This window comes from Chitinophagaceae bacterium, assembly GCA_016713085.1.
Classification (GTDB): Bacteria; Bacteroidota; Bacteroidia; order Chitinophagales; family Chitinophagaceae; genus Lacibacter.
Genome location: JADJPV010000001.1, coordinates 1,272,626 through 1,292,083, shown reverse-complemented (window position 1 = coordinate 1,292,083; position 19,458 = coordinate 1,272,626). Strand labels below are relative to the sequence as shown.

At 40.1% G+C, this 19,458-nt stretch carries 18 protein-coding genes and 2 pseudogenes; 5 read left to right on the top strand and 15 right to left on the bottom strand.

Annotated features, from left to right (window positions below; translation table 11 throughout):
- The first annotated feature begins 122 nt into the window (after window positions 1-122).
- From IPK31_06180 to IPK31_06165, 4 genes are all read left to right on the top strand, one after another.
- On the top strand, window positions 123-1,616 hold the full coding sequence (locus tag IPK31_06180) for a cysteine--tRNA ligase (GenBank protein ID MBK8087549.1): 1,494 nt from the start codon (window positions 123-125) through the stop codon (window positions 1,614-1,616).
- A 15-nt stretch (window positions 1,617-1,631) separates the two neighbouring features.
- The gene (locus IPK31_06175; protein ID MBK8087548.1) at window positions 1,632-2,234 is read left to right on the top strand and encodes a DNA-3-methyladenine glycosylase 2 family protein; all 603 of its coding nucleotides are present in this window, start codon (window positions 1,632-1,634) and stop codon (window positions 2,232-2,234) included.
- A 23-nt stretch (window positions 2,235-2,257) separates the two neighbouring features.
- On the top strand, window positions 2,258-2,761 hold the full coding sequence (locus tag IPK31_06170) for a hypothetical protein (protein MBK8087547.1): 504 nt from the start codon (window positions 2,258-2,260) through the stop codon (window positions 2,759-2,761).
- A gap of 125 nt (window positions 2,762-2,886) precedes the next feature.
- A complete protein-coding gene (locus IPK31_06165; protein MBK8087546.1) occupies window positions 2,887-4,188 on the top strand; it encodes a TlpA family protein disulfide reductase in 1,302 nt (433 codons plus the stop codon).
- A gap of 12 nt (window positions 4,189-4,200) precedes the next feature.
- On the opposite strand, the gene IPK31_06160 is transcribed toward IPK31_06165, so the two are convergent.
- The 15 genes and pseudogenes from IPK31_06160 to paaA form a co-directional block, all read right to left on the bottom strand.
- The gene (locus IPK31_06160) at window positions 4,201-5,283 is read right to left on the bottom strand and encodes a dipeptide epimerase (GenBank protein ID MBK8087545.1); all 1,083 of its coding nucleotides are present in this window, start codon (window positions 5,281-5,283) and stop codon (window positions 4,201-4,203) included.
- Between the two features lie 115 nt (window positions 5,284-5,398).
- A pseudogene (locus IPK31_06155) lies at window positions 5,399-7,561 on the bottom strand (S46 family peptidase).
- 83 nt (window positions 7,562-7,644) lie between these two features.
- Window positions 7,645-7,857, bottom strand: coding sequence for a hypothetical protein (locus tag IPK31_06150; GenBank protein MBK8087544.1), 213 nt, complete (start codon window positions 7,855-7,857; stop codon window positions 7,645-7,647).
- Window positions 7,858-7,884: 27 nt separating this feature from the next.
- On the bottom strand, window positions 7,885-8,703 hold the full coding sequence (locus IPK31_06145) for a hypothetical protein (protein MBK8087543.1): 819 nt from the start codon (window positions 8,701-8,703) through the stop codon (window positions 7,885-7,887).
- A 71-nt stretch (window positions 8,704-8,774) separates the two neighbouring features.
- Complete coding sequence (locus tag IPK31_06140) at window positions 8,775-9,671, bottom strand: CPBP family intramembrane metalloprotease (protein ID MBK8087542.1); 897 nt, start codon at window positions 9,669-9,671, stop codon at window positions 8,775-8,777.
- Between the two features lie 33 nt (window positions 9,672-9,704).
- On the bottom strand, window positions 9,705-10,694 hold the full coding sequence (gene obgE, locus IPK31_06135; GenBank protein MBK8087541.1) for a GTPase ObgE: 990 nt from the start codon (window positions 10,692-10,694) through the stop codon (window positions 9,705-9,707).
- A gap of 124 nt (window positions 10,695-10,818) precedes the next feature.
- Window positions 10,819-12,855 (bottom strand): T9SS type A sorting domain-containing protein, encoded by a 2,037-nt coding sequence (locus IPK31_06130; GenBank protein ID MBK8087540.1) that lies wholly within the window; start codon window positions 12,853-12,855, stop codon window positions 10,819-10,821.
- A gap of 200 nt (window positions 12,856-13,055) precedes the next feature.
- A complete protein-coding gene (locus tag IPK31_06125; GenBank protein ID MBK8087539.1) occupies window positions 13,056-13,652 on the bottom strand; it encodes a transferase hexapeptide repeat family protein in 597 nt (198 codons plus the stop codon).
- On the bottom strand, window positions 13,649-14,059 hold the full coding sequence (gene paaI, locus IPK31_06120) for a hydroxyphenylacetyl-CoA thioesterase PaaI (protein ID MBK8087538.1): 411 nt from the start codon (window positions 14,057-14,059) through the stop codon (window positions 13,649-13,651). Before paaI ends, IPK31_06125 begins: the two co-directional genes overlap by 4 nt.
- Before the next feature lie 23 nt (window positions 14,060-14,082).
- Entirely contained in the window at window positions 14,083-14,859 is a 777-nt protein-coding gene (locus IPK31_06115) for an enoyl-CoA hydratase/isomerase family protein (protein MBK8087537.1), read from the bottom strand.
- A 65-nt stretch (window positions 14,860-14,924) separates the two neighbouring features.
- The gene (gene paaJ, locus IPK31_06110; protein MBK8087536.1) at window positions 14,925-15,428 is read right to left on the bottom strand and encodes a phenylacetate-CoA oxygenase subunit PaaJ; all 504 of its coding nucleotides are present in this window, start codon (window positions 15,426-15,428) and stop codon (window positions 14,925-14,927) included.
- Window positions 15,422-15,970, bottom strand: a pseudogene (paaC, locus tag IPK31_06105) (phenylacetate-CoA oxygenase subunit PaaC). Before paaC ends, paaJ begins: the two are co-directional and overlap by 7 nt.
- A complete protein-coding gene (locus tag IPK31_06100) occupies window positions 15,960-16,307 on the bottom strand; it encodes a phenylacetate-CoA oxygenase subunit PaaI (GenBank protein ID MBK8087535.1) in 348 nt (115 codons plus the stop codon). Before IPK31_06100 ends, paaC begins: the two are co-directional and overlap by 11 nt.
- A 65-nt stretch (window positions 16,308-16,372) precedes the next feature.
- The gene (gene paaB, locus IPK31_06095; GenBank protein MBK8087534.1) at window positions 16,373-16,756 is read right to left on the bottom strand and encodes a 1,2-phenylacetyl-CoA epoxidase subunit B; all 384 of its coding nucleotides are present in this window, start codon (window positions 16,754-16,756) and stop codon (window positions 16,373-16,375) included.
- A 21-nt stretch (window positions 16,757-16,777) separates the two neighbouring features.
- Window positions 16,778-17,737: a 1,2-phenylacetyl-CoA epoxidase subunit A gene (gene paaA, locus IPK31_06090; protein ID MBK8087533.1), complete on the bottom strand. Its 960-nt coding sequence runs from the start codon at window positions 17,735-17,737 to the stop codon at window positions 16,778-16,780.
- A 248-nt stretch (window positions 17,738-17,985) separates the two neighbouring features.
- On the opposite strand from paaA, the gene IPK31_06085 reads away from it, so the two are divergent.
- A complete protein-coding gene (locus IPK31_06085; GenBank protein ID MBK8087532.1) occupies window positions 17,986-19,455 on the top strand; it encodes an aminotransferase class V-fold PLP-dependent enzyme in 1,470 nt (489 codons plus the stop codon).
- The last annotated feature ends 3 nt before the right edge of the window (window positions 19,456-19,458 follow it).

Below are 19,458 nucleotides of genomic sequence, written 5' to 3'. Positions count from 1 at the left end.
CGGAAATCCTATCTTTGTTTCAATGAGGAATTTCTCCCAATATTGTTGTTGTAGCTGCTGTTGCTGATGATGCAACCGGTCTCCCGTATACAACAATTCTTCATTCCCAATCATACAAGTTTATGTCGCAGTTAAAAGTCTATAATTCACTCACACGTCAGAAAGAACTCTTTAAATCTATTACTCCCGGTCATGTGGGCATGTATGTGTGCGGACCAACCGTAAGTGGTGAAAGTCATTTGGGTCATGCCCGGCCTTATGTTACGTTTGATGTATTGTACCGTTACCTGATGCATTTGGGATACAAGGTTCGCTATGTACGCAACATTACAGATGCAGGACATTTTGAAGAAGAAGGCAGAGAAGCAGAAGATAAAATTTCAAAGAAAGCAATTCTTGAAAAACTGGAACCAATGGAGCTGGTGCAGAAATACACCAACCTCTATCATTGGGCAATGGATCAGTTCAATACTATTCCACCTTCGATAGAGCCAACAGCAACAGGACATATTGTTGAACAGATTGGTATGATTGAACAGATCATTGAAGCAGGTTATGGCTATGTGAAAAATGGCTCCGTTTATTTTGATGTGAAAAAATATGCAGAGAGTCATGATTACGGAAAACTGAGTGGAAGAGTGATCGATGACTTGCTGGAGACAACAAGAGAACTCGAAGGACAGGAAGAAAAAAAGGATCGTGCTGATTTTGCCTTATGGAAAAATGCAGCACCCGAACATATCATGCGCTGGAAAAGTCCATGGGGTGTTGGTTTTCCCGGTTGGCATATTGAATGCTCGGCCATGGCTACAAAATATTTAGGTGCTGAGTTTGATATTCACGGCGGCGGTATGGATTTGCTTTTTCCGCATCATGAAAGTGAAATCGCCCAGAGTACTATTTGCAATCATACGGCCCCGGTTCGTTACTGGATTCATAATAACATGATCACCATTAACGGACGGAAGATGGGGAAGAGTTATAACAATGTAATTAAGTTAACAGAACTCTTCAGTGGCAATCACCCATTGCTGGAGAAAGCATATCACCCGATGACGGTTCGCTTTTTTATTCTGCAAACACAATACAGAAGCACCCTTGATTTTGGGAATGATGCACTGCAGGCAGCGGAAAAAGGATTGAAGCGTTTATGGGAAGCATATGAATGGATATCGAAGTACGATGCAGGAAGTACGAAGTACGATGCGAAAGACAGTGAACTTGATGCAAAAGTTAATAAACTGGTTGCTGAATTGGATGAGTTTATGGATGATGATATTAATACGGCCAAAGTGCTGGCGAATATGTTTGAACTCGTACCGGTGATCAATGGCATGAAAGACAAACATATTGCAGCAGATGCATTGAGCAGTACAACCATTGCATTGATGCAGACACAGCTCAAAGTCTATATTGAAGATATCCTCGGTTTAAAAAATATCAGTGGTGAAGAAAATGATAAACTGAAAGCGGTGATGCAGTTACTGATTGATTTGCGGAAGGAAGCAAAAACAAAGAAAGATTTTGTTACAAGCGATAAAATCAGAAATCAATTATCTGAACTGGGTATTCAGCTGAAAGATGAAAGAGATGGGGGAATGAGTTATACTTTTTAATAAAACAAATTCCTCATGTCTGAGTATATTTTACATCTGTCGAAGGACAAAAAGTTCAGAAAAGTTTTAGAACTGCAGGATCCGCATGAACTGGTGAGGAGAAAGAAAATTTATCTCTATCTCTGTGCATCTATCATGAGCCAACAGCTTTCCACCAAAGTTGCTGATGTGATCTACAAACGTTTTCTTGCGTTGTACGGGAAGAAAGAACCAACTGCTCAGCAAATTTTAGATACACCTTTTGAAACACTCCGTGCAATCGGGCTGAGTAATGCAAAGACAAACTATGTACATAATGTCTGCCGTTTCTTTATTGAAGAAGGGCTTGATGATAAGCATCTGTATAAAATGAACAGTGAAGAAGTGCAGCAGAAGCTTATCCAGATCAAGGGAGTTGGCAAATGGACGACTGAAATGATCCTGATGTTTGCATTGCAGCATGAAGATGTATTTCCGGTTGATGACCTTGGAATACAGCAGGCAATGACCAAACTCTACAAATTAGATACATCCAGCAAAAAGCTGCTGTATGAGCAAATGCACAAGGTGGCTGAAAAATGGCGGCCCTACCGCACTTATGCCTGTGTGCATTTGTGGAGATGGAAGGATGAGAAATAAGAAGCATAACTTTGTGTTTGAGTATGCGCAAATTTCTGTTCATATTATTTTTGCTTAACAGCGTTGCAGCAACAGCCCAGGAAAATGGTCCCACTGTTGGAACAAAGCTTCGCTCATTATCTGGTAAGGACTTACTCACAGGAAAACTGATCGATATTCAGTTTAAAGAATCTCCGGGTTATACACTGCTGCATTTCTGGCAAACAGAATCTGACTCCTGCATTAAAGACTTTGCTGAAATTGTATCAATGGAAAAGAAGTATCACCAAAAAATAAATGTTTATGGTTTTCCTTATGAAGATAGGCAGTACATTCCCCGAACCAAAGAATATATTGTACGTTATAAATTGAACTGGTCACAGTTGTTTCAGTATAAACAAAGTGGTGTGCAGGGTGCAAATGTGATTGATGTAATGAAAGTAGACGAGTTTCCTACATATATGCTGCTGAATAAAGAAGGGATAATTCTTGTCCGGTCATCATCCATAATGGATGTTGAAGCTGTGTTAAAAAGTGCAGTGCAATAGTAATCCCTTTGGATACTTTTTTTTAAACGAATTTGAACAGTTTACAGGAATACTGAAAGTTTTTGTGGAAGAAAGAGAATTAAGCCTCTTCAAAAATAACAAGTCAAAAATTTCGTTTAGCCAAAATGAAGCACCGTTTATTCTTTCTGTTATTATTCATCGTAAACTTTGCCCAGGCTCAGGTTGATTCAATAGTGACGGCGCCGGTAAAATTCTCATCAGATACAATTACTACTTATGGTATTGTCTACACATTCCCCGTACCAACAGTTGATAAACGATTTAATATTCAGCCGGTTCCCGGTAAAATTGAAATACGAGAACTTATACTGGATAGAAGCCATCGGCTTTATGAGCAATACAAGTTGGGAAAGATTGATGTTGATAGTTTTAAACTTTTAATCGAGAGATTAAATATTGACACAAGTAATCTGTATAAATGGAAAGACTATGATAAACTTTATATATTGGTTAAGTATAAAGGAGACAGCCTTTATGAAGTAACTCCTGATGTAAACAGATCCTTTTCTTTTACTGATGACCGGGTTTATAAAGTACGAAGCGAAGAGACAATTCAATTTACATACAACGTAAAGTATTGGGATAAAAAAGAACTCAAACGAAAGCTGGTTATTGATTTTTGCCCTTACATGAAGAAACTACCGGAATTGCCCGGGTATGAAAATTACTTTAAAGCAACTGGCGGTACTAAAAAATTAACTTTGGGAACAATTAATTTAGGTATCGATAGTTTCCGTTTTATTGTCTGGCATCCAGATTACTCAATCGGTGTAACTAAAGAGAAAGCAAAGATGATTTTCTTTTCAAAGACAAATGAAAACGATGTAGATATGAGCTCTGGTTATTCTATTTACTACAGTCTTTCTGATACAATTTATGCAGGTGATCATTTGTTGCAGTTCAAAGAGATGAATTTTACAGGCGATACTATAAGTTTCAGGTATTTTGTAATTAATGAGGAGCACAGGGGGCCAACTGTTGGTATGTCGTTAAGATCATTAATAGGAAAAGATTTAATAACTGGCACAGAAATCGACCTTAGTTTTAAAAACACAGCAACCTACACCTTACTTCATTTTTGGGGAAGCTGGTGTGACCCATGTATAAAAAATCTCCCCTTACTTTCAAAGCTTATTAAGGAATACCAGGGCAGAATAGCAGTGTATGGATTTCCATATGAATCCAGGGAAGATATCTCAAAAGCGAGGGGATATATTATAAAAGATGAATTAAAATGGCCACAACTACTTCAATACAGAAACCATCCTCTCTATGGGGCTGATGTTGTTAACGTATTAAAAGTAAAAGCCTTTCCAACTTACATCCTTTTGAATAAGCAGGGGGTAATTGTTGTACGGTCTACAAGTTTAAGCGATGTTGAAGCTGCGCTGAAAGCAATGCGGTAGGTAAAGGGTAAATTAAATGAAAACAGATTCAAGTGTTTTCAAATACTCTTCATCTACTTTCACCCCAATTCCAGCTGCATCAGGTATCTCCACAATTCCGTTCTCTTTAAAAACCATACCACCAATAATGGGGTCTTCTTTCAACATTAGTGGTGTGTCTAAATCATAATGCACAATTAAATCGCTGCAGTAAGCAAAATGAACAAGAGCTGTAATGGCCAGGCGGCTTTCCATAAAACAACCTACCTGTAATTTAATGTTGTGTGCTTTGGCTACTTCCACAATTTTCAACGCATGATAAATGCCGCCACTCTTTCCCAGCTTAATATTAAAATAATCAGAAGCATTGAGTTTGGCTAATCGCTCAGCATCATGTTCATCAAAACAGCTTTCATCACTCATGATTTTAATGGGGCTGTTCTTTCTCACTTTCGGTAATTCCATATAATTCCAGCGGGCAATCGGTTCTTCGCAATGCTCAATTTCAAATGTACTTAATGCATTTAACGTTGTAATTGCAGTATCCACAGTCCACCCCTGGTTGGCATCAATACGTAAAGGAAGTTCGTTGCCAATTGCTTCACGAATTGCTTTGATCCTTGCCACATCAGCTTCTGTTGTGGTGCCCAGTTTTACTTTTATGGAAGGGAACCTTTCTGTTTTGTATTGCAATGCTTCCTTCGCCATTTTCTCAGGAGTTCCCAAGCCAACGGTCATATCTGTTGAAATAATTTTATTCTTACTGCCGCCTAAAAATTTATACAGAGGTTGTTGCACATATTGGGCTGCTATATCATACAATGCCATATCAAATGCACTCTTGATGCTTTCATTTCTTGTAATTGCACGATCCATTGCTGTAACACAATCTTCAATCTGTAACGGGTTTTTTCCTTTTAAAGCAGCAGCTAAGTATTGCCCAACAATGTAACAGGTGTCCATGCTTTCGCCATTGATGCTCATGTAGGGACTGCATTCACCATAACCGTTGATGCCTTCGCTGGTGCGGATGATGATTAAAATATTATCTGCATCATATTGTGTACCCAACGAAATTACAAAGGGTTGTTTAAGGGGATGCAGAGTTTGTAAAATTTCAGATGGATGTGATTTGGAGTTGCATTGAACGAAGTTAATAAAAAGAGTCCCGCCGAAGGCGGGACTCTTTTTATTAATCAGTGAAAATCATTTCATCAAAGTAATCAACGGTCTATTTCACCAGCTTCAACTCTTTTATCAAATTTGAAGCACCACCTAATTTATCAATGCACCACAATACATAACGGATGTCAACACAAATGGTGCGGTTGAGATCTTTGTCAAATGCAATCTTGTGACTTAATGCTTCATAGTTGCCATCAAAAGCCAAACCAATCAATTCGCCATTGGCATTGATTACGGGTGAACCACTGTTACCTCCGGTGATATCATTAGTGGTAATAAACCCAACAACAAGATCTTTGCGGACTTTATCAATGTACTGACCGAAATCTTTTTCTTCAGCAGTTCAATCTGTTTTGAAGGAAGATCAAATTCATAATCACCTGCTTTGTATTTTTCAAGAAGTCCGCCTGCTGTTGTAACATAGTCGTATTTCACAGCATCTCTCGGTACATAACTTTTTACATTACCATACGATACACGCATGGTAAACGTAGCATCGGGATACATCTTCTTAGCTTTTGATGGATTCATTTCCATAATACCTCTTAAATACAAACGGCCGAGATCATTATTCTTAATGGTGAACTCCTGGAAACGTGGAAGGAACTTCACACTCCAGTTTTTATAGAAAGCACTGGCAATAAAGAAAGCAGGATCTTCCTGCAATTTTACTCCATCAGGATTGGCAGCAAATGCATTCCATTTTTCTTCATTTAAAATCATGGTATTGGCAAAAACAGAAGCAGCATATTTTTTCCAGATTGCTTCGTCTTTCAAATCACCATAACTTCCTTTCACTGTTTCAAAATAACTGATAGGGTGCTGTTCCTTAGGAACATCTTTATAATACATCATTAACACAGCTCCGAGTATATTCTGATCACTTACCGCATCATGCGATTCAAGAAATCCTTTTCTTGCTTCAACTGATGCTGCCATGGCTTTTTTTACATCCTCTTTTGTTGAGTTTGGTTTCAGTATAGCTGCTTCCAGTTGAAGTAAACTTGATGCAAAAGCAATCAATGGGGAACCGAAAATTCCTTCATTCATATATACACGGTGCTTTGCATAAGGGCGCCATGCAGTATATGTTTTTTCCCATTCAGGAAAAATAGCAGCATAATCAGGTTTTTCTTTCGCCCACTTCATGAAGTCAGCTTCAACTTTTTGTTTTTGTCCAAACACATCATACTTCAGTAACTGTTTGGTTTCACCATCATAAAATTTCCAGTAGTTGGCAACGCTTGCATAGTTGCTGGCTAATTTCAATTTAGTGCCGGGATCTTTCTGCATTTCAACAAACATATATTTCAATCGCACATCACGCAGCTTTACCAATGTTGGATTATTAATATCAGTAGCAAGATTTACACCCAGTGAAGTTTCATAACGGTTGGTGCTGCCTGGATAACCCCAGGTCATTGCAAAATCACCATCCTTTAATCCACGAATAGAAACAGGTAAAAAATATTTAGGTTTCAATGGAACATTTTCTTCATTGTATTCTACAGGCTTGCCATCTTTACTCATATAAACACGAAACACACTGAAATCACCAGTATGACGTGGCCATTCCCAGTTGTCTGTATCACCACCAAATTTACCAAAACTTTCAGGAGGAGCGCCTACCAAACGAATATCACGGTAACGCTGATAAACGAATGCTAAAAACTGGTTGCCTTTAAATAAAGGGGCTAACTCTGCATTCAATAGATTCATCCAGCTTTGATAAACGTTTGTTGATGGCAGCTAATACAGCAGCCTGTTTATCGGCTCTTGCTTTGCCAAGCATTGTACCTAATGAATCGAGTACTTCTTTTGTTACATCATCAATACGCACTAAAAACTGTACAGTTAAACCGCTGCGGATTTCTTCTTTCTGACTTTTTGCATAAAAACCATCACGCAGATAATTGTGTTCAACAGTTGATGAAGTTGCAATAGCATCATAGCCGCAATGGTGATTTGTAAAAATCAAACCCTGGCTGCTTACAATTTCGCCGGTACAACCATTTCCAAAAATGATGATGGCATCTTTCAACGATGCTTTGTTGATGTTGTAAAGCTGATCTTTGGTGAGCTTCAATCCTTTTTTCTGCATATCAGCATATACCTGCTCGCCCAATAAAAGAGGCAGCCACATGCCTTCATCTGCATACGTACGCAACAGCGTAAGTGCAAAAACAACCGTAACTAAAAATTTTTTCATAACGACATTCTTTTATGGCAGCAAACGTACGGGAAAAACAGATTGTAAAGAAGGATGAGGATTAGGTATCTGTCTGCGGTAAATTAATCAGCTGTATTGGCGTCGCACTCTTGTGCAGAGGAAGCTTCACTGAGCTTTTTCCCCGCAACACTGGCTTTCTCATCAAAGTATTGATTGGTATGGCAATTATCTCCGTCGCAGCAGGGCAATGCATTGGTAAAACATACAGGGCATTGATAATGACCGTGTACATGCACCAGTTGCACCATGAAGCCACAGAAAAGACATTGCTGCATCACCCGAAAATAGGAACAAAATGAATATCAGCGATACCCAAACCAGGATCTTGTTGATACATCATAGATGAAGTAAACATTATTGCAAAAGCTGAAATTCAGCTTGTCGTTTGGTCTTGCATCGGCAGGGAGTTTAAGTTTCTGTGTCAGTAAACCATCTGCTTTACTGTATAATTCAATTTCATTGGTTTGGAGGTTCAGCAAACCAAATTCGGCATTGCTGATACCTGTATAAAGAACGGTAGTGGAATTGTATTGCGGTAAAACTCTTGCTGAATCAATCAGTAACCCTGCAGGAGGAGGGGCTTTTTTGGAATAGCCTGTTTTTAATAAAACAGTTTTTTCTTTTACTTCTTTTCCGGTTGCAGCATCATAAGCCACAACTGTTGATCCTTTTAAGAAATGCACCAGATTTTCCCGCTGATTGTATTGTGCTACTGAATTGGGGAAAGGTTGCAATTGTCCGCTCAAAAATGGTTTCACATCGTAAGGTATACCGGCATCATCCAGTACATAGTTTACCCAGCCAATACTGCCGAATGCATTTGCCTGCATGGTTTTCAAGCCCGGGCTGTACCACATTCCTCTTACATCGGCAAGTAAGGCAAGATCAGGAGGTGAAACCATTTCACCCACTGCATTGAAATAAGCAATGCTGTATGTTTTGTTGCCGGCAATAGTTGCATAGTAAAAACGGTTCTTTAAATTGATGGCAACCGTGCCCCCATTTTCACCCGGCCCTTTCGGCATCTTCAAAGTAACCGACTTACGGAGTTGTCTTACAGTTTGTGCCGGAAGGGAGTAATAGAATGCAGTCAGTAAACAGATGAAAAATATTTTCTTCATGGAGATTGATTAAAGCATAAAAATAAAGAAAGGAAATACAGCAAGCTGTTAAAATACGGCTTCGCCTCCGGCTATGCCGTACGAAGTAAGTAACCAAATAACTCCATCAGCAATGCAATGCTTACATGCACAAGCCAGCCTCCCCAGATGCTTTTGTTTTGATAAGCGATGGTGCCCAAAATAATGCCTCCAAAAAAACTGCTGATCGCTTCAAACATCGGCTTGCCAAGGTGAATGGAAAAGTAGAATAAAGCAATTGGCAGAATGCTTTGTTTACCAAGCACTCTGCTTAATGTAATAATCAGGAAACCCCGGAAAAACAATTCAATGGTAATAAAGTCAGAAGTATAAGCAGCTTCAAATAATATGTAGTGCCAGGGCTTTGCATCATTGCCAAGGCTTTCTGTAATAACTTTTGCTCTTGGATACACAAGTGAAAAATCGTGTTGCTTGGAAGCCCAGAGAAGTAATGGAATCATCAGCAAAATCAGAAAAAAGTAAGGGCTGAGTGGACTTGTTTTTTTTGAACCATATAAACCCCATTTCCCTTCTGTAAACCTGTGTATTACTAAAAGTAAACCGGAAATAAGAATTACTCCACCCAGCCAGGATGCAGGCTGTTGAAACGCATGTTTGTATGAATCTGTTACTTCCAGTAAACGGGAAAAAGGTGTTACTACTTTTAGGGCAAACAGGATGGGGGCTGCAAATAATAAAAAACGAAGCAGGTTATTTTTAAACGAGACAGTTCTTACTTCAATGAAAATGCCCGCAAGAAAAAAAATAAAAAACAGGCTGAAATACCAGGCAAGTGAAAAAAGAAAATCTTCGCCCCGTAACCAAAACTTAAAGCCGGAAAAATAATTGATGTAACAGGTAATGCAAATGATTGCTGTTGCAATTCCATATTTTATAACTGAAAAATTCTGCAGCAGTTCTGTTACGGTTATGGAAAGGAATTTTTTCAAGATTTTCTTTTCACTGAAAATAATGCCTGCTTTTTATGCATTCAGCTTCTGCCACAAAATATCTTTCAGCTGGGGAAGTCCCTGGCCGGTAACAGCAGAGATAAACACATGCGGAATATTTTTTGGCAGCTCTTTTTCAATGGCTGCTTTCAGCTCATCATCCAGCATATCACTTTTGCTTACAGCAATAATGAATTCTTTCTGCAGCATTTCAGGATTGTATTCTTCCAGCTCATTGTGCAGTATTTCAAATTCTTTGCGGTGATCATTACTGTCGGCAGGAATTAAAAATAATAAAACAGCGTTGCGTTCAATATGGCGGAGAAAGCGATGACCCAAGCCTTTCCCTTCTGCAGCACCTTCAATAATACCCGGCAAATCGGCAATACAAAAACTTTTCCCATCACGGTATTCAACCATGCCCAATTGCGGAGTAAGGGTTGTAAAAGCATAGTCAGCAATCTTTGGTTTAGCGGCAGTAATTGATGAAAGCAGGGTTGATTTGCCGGCATTCGGAAATCCAACTAAACCAACATCGGCCAGCACTTTTAATTCAAGCACTTTCCAGCCTTCAATACCCGGTTCGCCCGGCTGTGCATGTTCAGGTGCCTGGTTGGTGGGTGTGGCAAAGTTGGCATTGCCCAAACCACCACGTCCGCCTTTTAATAAAATTACCTGCTGACCCTCTTCCAGAATTTCGGCTTCCACTTCACCAGTTATTTCATCACGGGCAATTGTACCAAGAGGAACTTCAATGATAATATCTTTTCCATCCCTGCCAGTCATATTGTTCTTCCCACCGGGAATGCCATCTTCAGCCAGTACATTCTTATAATAACGCAAATGAAGTAAGGTCCAGAGTTGTGAATTACCCCTTAATATAATGTGTGCACCACGGCCGCCATCACCACCATCGGGACCGCCCATAGCCGTTAATTTATTACGCATAAAATGCTTAACCCCTGCACCACCGTGTCCGCTGCGGCAAAATACCCGTATATAGTCGATAAAGTTCTTTTCCATAAAATGGCGGCAAAGATAGTTTTTTGACAGCGGGTACAGGAATTTGTATTTATCCAGTCAAACAAAAACCCCTCTGCATAGTGGCAAGAGGGGTTTGTTCCGGATAGTAAAATATCCTTCTTTTTTATTGCTTTGTTACTCTCAGAGTCTGTTTCCAATCGACAGAAATCATTTCTACGATATACATGCCCGGTTTCAGTGAACCAAGATTTGGAATCACCACAATATTCTGACCTTTCTGAAGACTTACCTGTTTGTTTATAACAACCTGGCCTGATACATTACTGATCCTTACAGTCATTGCAGTCTGCTTTTCAGTTTCAACCTGCAGTTTAATATCACTTGCAAACGGATTGGGATATACTGTATAGTTGTTCAGTTTAACTCCGCTGAGGCGTAATGAAACGGTGTTGGAGAAAAATGTTTTTCCATCCTGGTCAAACTGTTTCAAACGGTAGTAGATCACTTTTGCAGAAGAGTTGATTGGATCGAGGTAGCTGTAGAATTGCTGAGAAGCGGAGCCACCTTTGCCAAATACTTTTCCTGCTGATTTGAAGTTAACACCATCTTCGCTGCGTTCAACAAGGAAGTAATCGTTATTGATTTCATTTAATGTAATCCAGCTCAGCTCAGCATTTGCACCTGATTTTTTTACACTGACTTCACCAAATGAAACCGGAAGTGTTGAGTTGGAAGGGAATTCACTTGATGCAAGATCAGTTAATCCGCTAAGGCTGCTGATAAGAAAACTTTGCACAGTGCCTGTTGCGCTGTTTGCAGTTGTTTGATCAATAAAATACAAGCCGGTTCCGGTTGAAATATGCAACGACCCGGTTTGAGTCCAGGCAACACCATTTACACTTGTTCCTGTAAATGATGCACCACCGGTTTGAACAATCCATTTCCTGGTAAGGGTTGTTGGATTTGCTAACGAGTTAAGTGTATAAATATAAGTATCTGCACCTGTTACATTTGCCAGTGCATACAATACACCATTAGGGCCTACTGCTAAATCACCATTCTGAAAATCAGCAGCTGAGCCACCACCGCTGAATGCAAGAGAGGTATTACCGTAGGTATTAATATCTGTGATTGCATTTGTACCATTACCCTGGAAAGAAGCAATGTAAATATTGGCAGAACCATCACCTGCAATGATCCAACCTTTACCATTTGCATCAAAGCCAATTCGTACAAATCCAAGACTGGTAGTATTACCTGCACCGTTCAGGTCAATTGTTCCAACAGAGGTATTGCCTGTACCGGTTGGACTCATAGAATAAATTTCTACCAGTCCATCATTGTTTGATGTATTGAGGATGTAATACAGATTTCCGTTAGGGTCATTTGCATTTGCTTTGTTTTTTCCTAAGCCCGCCGTGCTTGACGAAGGTGAAATAAGATCAACAGGTCCGTTTGTAACTGAACCAATAATCGGGTTAATCTTATATGCTCTGATTGCTCCCGTGCCGGAAGTAGAGTAAAGATTTGGCTGAAAAACGGTAGCTGTAGTTATTGGTGAGGCTGCCACTTCGCTTCCCCTGCTGGCAACAACGCTTACAGTGTATTCACCGGCTGCATTGAATATGATATTCTTGCTGCTGCTGTTTCCTGCAGGAATTACAAACTCTTCACCATCAGTTCCGGGGGAAACTGACCATGTATAAGTAATTGTTCCGCTTCCGGTAAAATTTGCGGTTGATGAAGTGAAATTAAGACTGCCACCAACAACCTCAGAAGCAGCAGGAGTTGGAGCAAGAATTACTGCCGGAGGAGGAGGTGGAGTAACAGTTATTGTAGTAGAAGCTGTTGCAGTCGCTGAACCATTTTGTGTTTGTGTAACAGTTACAGACACTGTATAAACCCCTGCAGTTGGAAATTGAAACGTATGACTTTCGGTGTTACAACCAGTACTGCAGTTGAACGTTGCAGGGCTTGCCGGTATAGTAGCACCCGGACCTGAAATAGTATACACAAAAGTTCTGTTGTCGTTACTGCTGCCAAGGCCGGCTGTAGTTGTTGTAAACGTTTGTGAGCTGTTAGCAGTAATCGTTGAATTGCCAGGAGTGATTGATGCTGTTTGTGCAATCAATTTTGCAGAAATTAAAGAAAAGAGTACGAATAGAGACAGGGTTCCTTTTAAGAAAGTAAAATTTTTCATGTTTTCAAATTTTGGTACAATAATAAAATAGCCTCAAAAGGAGATGGACCTTAGGTTATTGCAAGGATTTGAAAACTAAATTGCATTCAGGGGATAAGGGATGACGGATGAATAAAATAAATGGAGGATTGTCAGGGGATTGGATCAGAGGTATGCAACAAAAGTATAGCAGATTTCGGAAAATACGAATTTTTTTAGGGTTATTTTTTTTCATGCCGTTTAAAGCTGTAGTAGATCTCCTTTTGTTCCGGCCTGTTTTCAGGTACTTTCCGCAAGGGTTCACAGGGGCTCCACTCATGGGCTAACTCATTGGGGAGTAACTGGTACAAAGAAGTGCCCTTTGTTTTCCAGGCGATCATTTCATCACTTACATCTTTTATTTTTTTTGCAGGATTGCCTACAATTAAACTGCGTTGATCAAATTCTTCTCCTTCTCTGATAAAACTAAGTGCGCCCACTATACATTCATCTCCCAACACAACATGATCCATTAATACACTGTTCATTCCTACTAAACAGTTTTTGCCAATCGTTGCTCCATGTATTACTGCACCATGACCGATATGTGCAGCTTCTTTCAGCAAAACCGTTAATCCGGGAAACATATGAAGGGTACAATTTTCCTGCACATTACATCCATCTTCCAGGATAACTGCACCCCAATCGCCACGTAAAGCAGCACCCGGCCCGATATAACAATTCTTTCCAATGATCACATTGCCGGTAACGGCAGCAAGCGGATGTACGAATGATGTTTCGTGAACAACGGGAACAAAACCTTTGAAAGAGTAAATCATATCAATGGTTTATTGGTACGGTAACAGGTTCCTTTGAATTGTGCAACCAGGTGATCATTCTGATTGTAAATTGAAATATGATATAATCCGGTGGATCTTCCGTTATGTAATTCCTTTGCTTCTGCTGTCAACCGGTCGTCAACGTGAACAGGTTTAATAAAGTTGATGGAAGTATCAAGTGCTACCGATAAATTATTCCGGTTATTGCAAGCAAACGCAAAAGCACTGTCGGCTAAAGAAAAAGCAACACCACCATGAACAATACCAAAGCCATTGATCATTTCTTTACGAACTGTCATCTTTATTTTACTGTAACCTTCTTTTATTTCAACGACATCAATACCCAGCCACTGACTGAATAAATCGTTCTGCATCATGTGTGCAACAACCTGTTGAGGACTGCTCATAAAATGATTATTGAATTGAAAAATTATTCTCCTTTAAATGTTGCCTGTCGCTTTTCTAAGAATGCATTGATTCCTTCGGTGTAATCTTTTGTAACAGCTGCTTTTTGCTGAAACTGATCTTCGAGTTCCAATTGCTCTTCCCATGAATTTCTGAATGAATAGTTCAGAGCATGTTTTGTATACGCAAGTCCTTTGGTTGGCATCTGCGCAAGTGTATGGGCAATCTTTTTACTTTCTTCTTCAAACGTAACATCAGCAAAAACTTTATAGATCATTGCCATTCGTTCTGCTTCATTCGCTGAAACCTTATCACCCGTCATCATTAATGCACTTGCTTTTTGCCAGCCGATTAATCTTGGTAAAGTAAATGTGCCACCGCTATCAGGTATCAACCCAATTTTTGAAAATGCCTGGATGAAAGAAGCAGATTCAGCGGCGATAACAATATCGCAACACAAAGCGATGTTGGCACCTGCTCCTGCCGCAACTCCATTTACTGCTGCAATAACAGGTTTTGGCATATTGCGAATACGCTTTACAATGGGGTTATAATGCTCTGATAAAATTTGTGCAAGCTCCATTTTATGTTCACCCACCAGTTCACCAATATCCTGCCCTGCACTGAAAGCTTTTCCGGCACCAGTGATATACACAGAACGGATTTCATTCAGTGATGCGCATTCATCTAAAATGTTTTGCAACAGCAAAGCCATTTCACGGTTGAATGCATTGAATTTATCAGGACGGTTAAGAGTGATGAACGCAATGGAGTTTTTTATTTCGAATAAAACAGTTGACATGGCTGGTTGATTTAGAAATGCTATTTCAAATAAATATCGGAACTATATTTTTACATTCTCAACTATCAGTGACATTTAAAATAATCAAAGGGTTCTTTACACTCTTCGCATTGATATAATGCCTTGCAGGCAGTTGATCCAAATTCACTGATCCGTTTTGTATGATGCGAGTTGCAATGCGGACATTGAACTGCTTCAGCTGCAGCGAAGAGTTTATCGTTGCATACCTGCTGTTTTGGATTGGGTGGCGCAATACCGTAAGCTTTCAATTTCTGTTTTCCTTCTTCCGTCATCCAGTCAGTGGTCCATGCAGGCGAGAGCACTGTTGTTACGGTTACGTTTTTACAGCCATGCTCTGCTAATGCCAGGCGGATGTTCATAGCGATCATATCCATAGCAGGGCAGCCGGTATAAGTAGGTGTGATGATGATTTCTATTTTCTCATTGTTGATTTGGACATCTCTTACAATCCCTAAATCAAAAATGGTTAATACGGGCACTTCAGGGTCACACACTGTTGCAAGAATGTTCCGGATATCCTGTTGAGATATGATTGATGTGTTTACCATTTAGCACCGGGATAAGTTCGCTGCAGATATTGCAATTCAGTTAAGATATAACCAAGATGTTCTGTATGGATTCCCTCTTTACCGCCTGTTTGCATAAACGTATTCACCGGTACAGGTAATGTTGCTTCACGAAAAATCTGAATTACATTCTGCATCCAATCTTCCTGTAATGCTGCAACATCAATTCCGCATGCTGTTTCATAAGCAGATGGAATAAACAGTTCACCTGTATATCTCCACAGTTCATCAATGGCATGCAGCATTTTTGTATGACTTTCTTCTGTACCATCACCTAAACGAATCACCCACTCACTGCTCCAGCGAAGATGATAAGTTGTTTCTTTCACTGCTTTAGCTGCAATGGCTGCCAGCTCTTCATCTGTATGATTTTGTAATTGCCGGTATAACAAAAATTGGAACTGGCTGAATAAATACTGACGGAGTATGGTTTGCCCCCAATCAACATTTGGTTGTTCAACAAGTAACAGGTTTTTGAATTCCCTTTCAGTACGTAGGTATGCAAGCTGATCTTCATCGACCTCTCCCCCCCCCCCCCCCCCCCCCTTTTTTTTTTTTTTTTTTTCCCCCGGGGGGGGGGCTTTTTAGTCCCCCCGATTGTTTTGATTGATTAATTAACAGTGCCGCATACTGATAAAAATTTCTTGCCTGCCCGATGAGATCCAAAGAAATATTGGTGATGGCAATATCCTGCTCAAGAATTGGTCCATGCCCGCACCATTCGCTGTTGCGCTGCGACAGGATTAGAGTTGTATCTGCCAGGTGTAATATATACGCCTCCCTAAATCCCTCCAAAGGAGGGACTTTTGACCCTGCAATATCAAGGTGTTTTTTATTCTTTAAAGGTTCCGGGGTTTGCATTAATAAAGTCTTTCAAATTCTTTTTACTGTTTCTTAAGCCCCTCCTTTGGAGGGGTTGGGGGAGGCTACATATGTTTTACTTCATCAGGTAAATCGTAAAACGTAGGATGACGGTATACTTTATCATTGGCAGGGTCATATAAACTCTCTGCATCATCGGGGTTACTTGCATGAATATATTTGCTTTCCACCACCCAGATGCTTACACCTTCCATTCTTCTTGTATAAACATCTCTTGCATTTTCAATAGCCATCTGTGCATCAGCAGCTTTTAAGCTGCCCACATGTTTATGATCCAATCCCTGTTTGCTGCGGATGAATACTTCCCATAAAGGCCAGCCCCCTCCGCCCCCTGAAGGGGGAACTTGGGAACTCTCCGATGAGAGGTTACCACCTGTATTTGTGTCAGGAATATCGCCGTAATAAAATTTTCTTATTTGAATGTTCATCATTCAGAGTGTTACATTTTATTAAGCTGCTGCTAAAGCCCCTTCAGGGGTTTGGGGTTTCTTCCTTTTTTCTGCATGACATGCTGTTGCTTCTCTCCTCCATCTGCCTTCTTCATGTGCTTTACGTTTTGCATCCAGGCGTTGTTTATTGCAGGGACCATTTCCTTTTACCACATTCCAGAATTCTTCCCAGTTGATTTCTCCAAAATCATAATGCCTGCGTTCTTCATTCCATTTCAGGTTTGGATCGGGTAAAGTCATGCCGAGAAGTTTTATCTGCTCAGCAATCATGTCAACAAAATTCTGCCGCAGTTCATCATTACTTTTGCGTTTGATCTTCCACTTCATGCTTTGATCACTGTTGGTGCTTTCACTGTCTTTCGGTCCAAACATCATGAGGCTTGGCCACCACCAGCGGTTGATTGCATCCTGGCACATTTCTTTTTGTTCAGCTGTTCCTTTTGATAACACCAGCAACGATTCAAATCCCTGGCGCTGATGAAAACTTTCTTCTTTACAGATACGTACCATTGCTCTTGCATACGGTCCGTAAGAAGTTCTGCAAAGCATCACCTGGTTCAGAATGGCTGCTCCATCAACCAGCCAGCCGATTGCACCCATATCGGCCCATGTTAATGATGGATAATTAAAGATGGAAGAATATTTGGCTTTACCACTCAACAGATCATCAATCATCTGTTCACGACTCATGCCAAGCGTTTCTGCTGCACAATACAAATACAAACCATGGCCAGCTTCATCCTGCACTTTAGCAATAAGGATTGCTTTACGTTTTAAAGAAGGAGCACGGCTGATCCAGTTCCCCTCGGGCAGCATTCCAACTACTTCGCTGTGTGCATGCTGACTAATCTGGCGAAGATTGGTTTTACGGTAAGCTTCCGGCATCCAGTCTTTTGGCTCAATCTTGATTTCAGCATCGATTTTTAGTTGAAATTGGTTATCTGTTTCTGGTAATGACATGCGTGTTACTTAGATTTGAAATCTGACGAGGGAAAGATAGAAAAAATAAACAACAACTAACATGTGTTAGGGCTAAATTTGTGACTCTTTTAATGAGCTATTTTGTATAAAACGAAAGCTGTTAATTTTTCAACCTCTTTTGCTACAACTTAAAAATTACTGCATTGCTTCAACAATATTTTCAACAGTTCAGAAATAATATCATTGGTATCAACACCAGTTTTGAAACTCCCTACGGCATTAAGAAAATGATTTATGCCGACTGGACTGCCAGTGGCCGGGCCTATGCCCCAATTGAAGAACGACTTCAGCATGAAATTATGCCGTTGCTGGCGAATACTCATACCGAAACAACGGTAACAGGCACAGCTATGACCCGTGCTTATGAACAGTCGAAGCATATTATTAAACAACATGTAAATGCCGGTTCTGATGATGTGTTGATTTTTGCAGGAAGTGGTATGACCGGTGCAGTAAACAAACTGCAACGTCTGCTTGGTTTGCGTATTCCCGAACGGATTATGGACTATGTAAAACAGGGCAGGCTCCCTTCAGCAGATGAATTGAAGAGCAGCAAAGTAAGTATCCATTCCCTGTTCAGCAATTACCTTGATATTGATCCGGAGTTGAAACCGGTTGTTTTTGTGTCACATATGGAGCATCATTCCAATCAAACATCATGGCTTGAAACAATTGCAGATGTTGAAATTATTCCCAATGATGAAAACGGCAATATCAACCTGGTTGAACTGGAAATATTATTAAAGAAATATCAGCACAGGAAAAACAAGGTTGCAGCAATCACGGGTTGCTCGAATGTAACAGGAATTCAAACACATTATCATAAAGTAGCACAGTTGGTTCATGCACATAGCGGATTATGTTTTGTTGATTTCGCCTGTTCTGCACCGTATGTTTCCATTGATATGCATCCGGCAAATATGGAAGATGCAGATCTTGATGCGATATTCTTTTCGCCGCATAAGTTTTTGGGTGGACAGGGAACGCCCGGTGTATTGATCTTTCACAAAAGTTTATATCATAATATTATTCCCGATCAGCCCGGCGGTGGAACGGTAACTTATACCAACCCATGGAAGTATCATGAATACATTACGGATATTGAACACAGGGAAGATGGTGGTACTCCACCTTTTTTACAGGGAATTAAAGCAGCACTGGCGGTAAAACTGAAAGAAGAAATGGGTGTTGAACAAATGCTGGAACGGGAAGAAGAATTATTGAAGATCATTTTTGATCGTCTTCCAAAAGTGGAAGGAATTGAATTACTGGAAGGACAAAACTCAAACAGGCTGGGTGTAATTTCTTTTATCGTCATGGGAACACATTTCAATCTTGTAGTTAAATTGCTCAACGACCGTTTTGGAATTCAAACACGTGGAGGATGTGCCTGTGCAGGTACTTATGGTCATATTTTACTGCATGTTGATGAATTACATTCTTACGAAATTCTTGATGAAATTAACAGTGGTGACCTTTCCTGCAAACCGGGATGGATCCGCATGTCTGTTCATCCTGTAATGACCAACGATGAAATTAACTTTATCATTGATGCCATTGAACAGGTAGCCCTGCATTACAACGTATGGAAAACTGATTATGTGTACGAGACTGATACCAATGAGTATCATCATCATTCGTATAAAGATAAAATCGGGGAACAGGTGAATGATTGGTTTGAAAAAAAATTGAATTAATCA

Bases quoted from the DNA above. Each gene is read 5' to 3' on its own strand.
- IPK31_06125 (MBK8087539.1), bottom strand. From the start codon at position 13,652: ATGATTTACTCTTTCAAAGGTTTTGTTCCCGTTGTTCACGAAACATCA.
- IPK31_06085 (MBK8087532.1), top strand. From the start codon at position 17,986: ATGATTTATGCCGACTGGACTGCCAGTGGCCGGGCCTATGCCCCAATT.
- IPK31_06180 (MBK8087549.1), top strand. From the start codon at position 123: ATGTCGCAGTTAAAAGTCTATAATTCACTCACACGTCAGAAAGAACTC.
- IPK31_06115 (MBK8087537.1), bottom strand. From the start codon at position 14,859: ATGTCAACTGTTTTATTCGAAATAAAAAACTCCATTGCGTTCATCACT.
- obgE (MBK8087541.1), bottom strand. From the start codon at position 10,694: ATGGAAAAGAACTTTATCGACTATATACGGGTATTTTGCCGCAGCGGA.
- IPK31_06100 (MBK8087535.1), bottom strand. From the start codon at position 16,307: ATGCAAACCCCGGAACCTTTAAAGAATAAAAAACACCTTGATATTGCA.
- IPK31_06165 (MBK8087546.1), top strand. From the start codon at position 2,887: ATGAAGCACCGTTTATTCTTTCTGTTATTATTCATCGTAAACTTTGCC.
- paaI (MBK8087538.1), bottom strand. From the start codon at position 14,059: ATGAGCAGTCCTCAACAGGTTGTTGCACACATGATGCAGAACGATTTA.
- IPK31_06175 (MBK8087548.1), top strand. From the start codon at position 1,632: ATGTCTGAGTATATTTTACATCTGTCGAAGGACAAAAAGTTCAGAAAA.
- IPK31_06150 (MBK8087544.1), bottom strand. From the start codon at position 7,857: ATGCAGCAATGTCTTTTCTGTGGCTTCATGGTGCAACTGGTGCATGTA.
- IPK31_06145 (MBK8087543.1), bottom strand. From the start codon at position 8,703: ATGAAGAAAATATTTTTCATCTGTTTACTGACTGCATTCTATTACTCC.
- IPK31_06130 (MBK8087540.1), bottom strand. From the start codon at position 12,855: ATGAAAAATTTTACTTTCTTAAAAGGAACCCTGTCTCTATTCGTACTC.
- IPK31_06170 (MBK8087547.1), top strand. From the start codon at position 2,258: ATGCGCAAATTTCTGTTCATATTATTTTTGCTTAACAGCGTTGCAGCA.
- paaJ (MBK8087536.1), bottom strand. From the start codon at position 15,428: ATGGTAAACACATCAATCATATCTCAACAGGATATCCGGAACATTCTT.
- paaA (MBK8087533.1), bottom strand. From the start codon at position 17,737: ATGTCATTACCAGAAACAGATAACCAATTTCAACTAAAAATCGATGCT.
- paaB (MBK8087534.1), bottom strand. From the start codon at position 16,756: ATGAACATTCAAATAAGAAAATTTTATTACGGCGATATTCCTGACACA.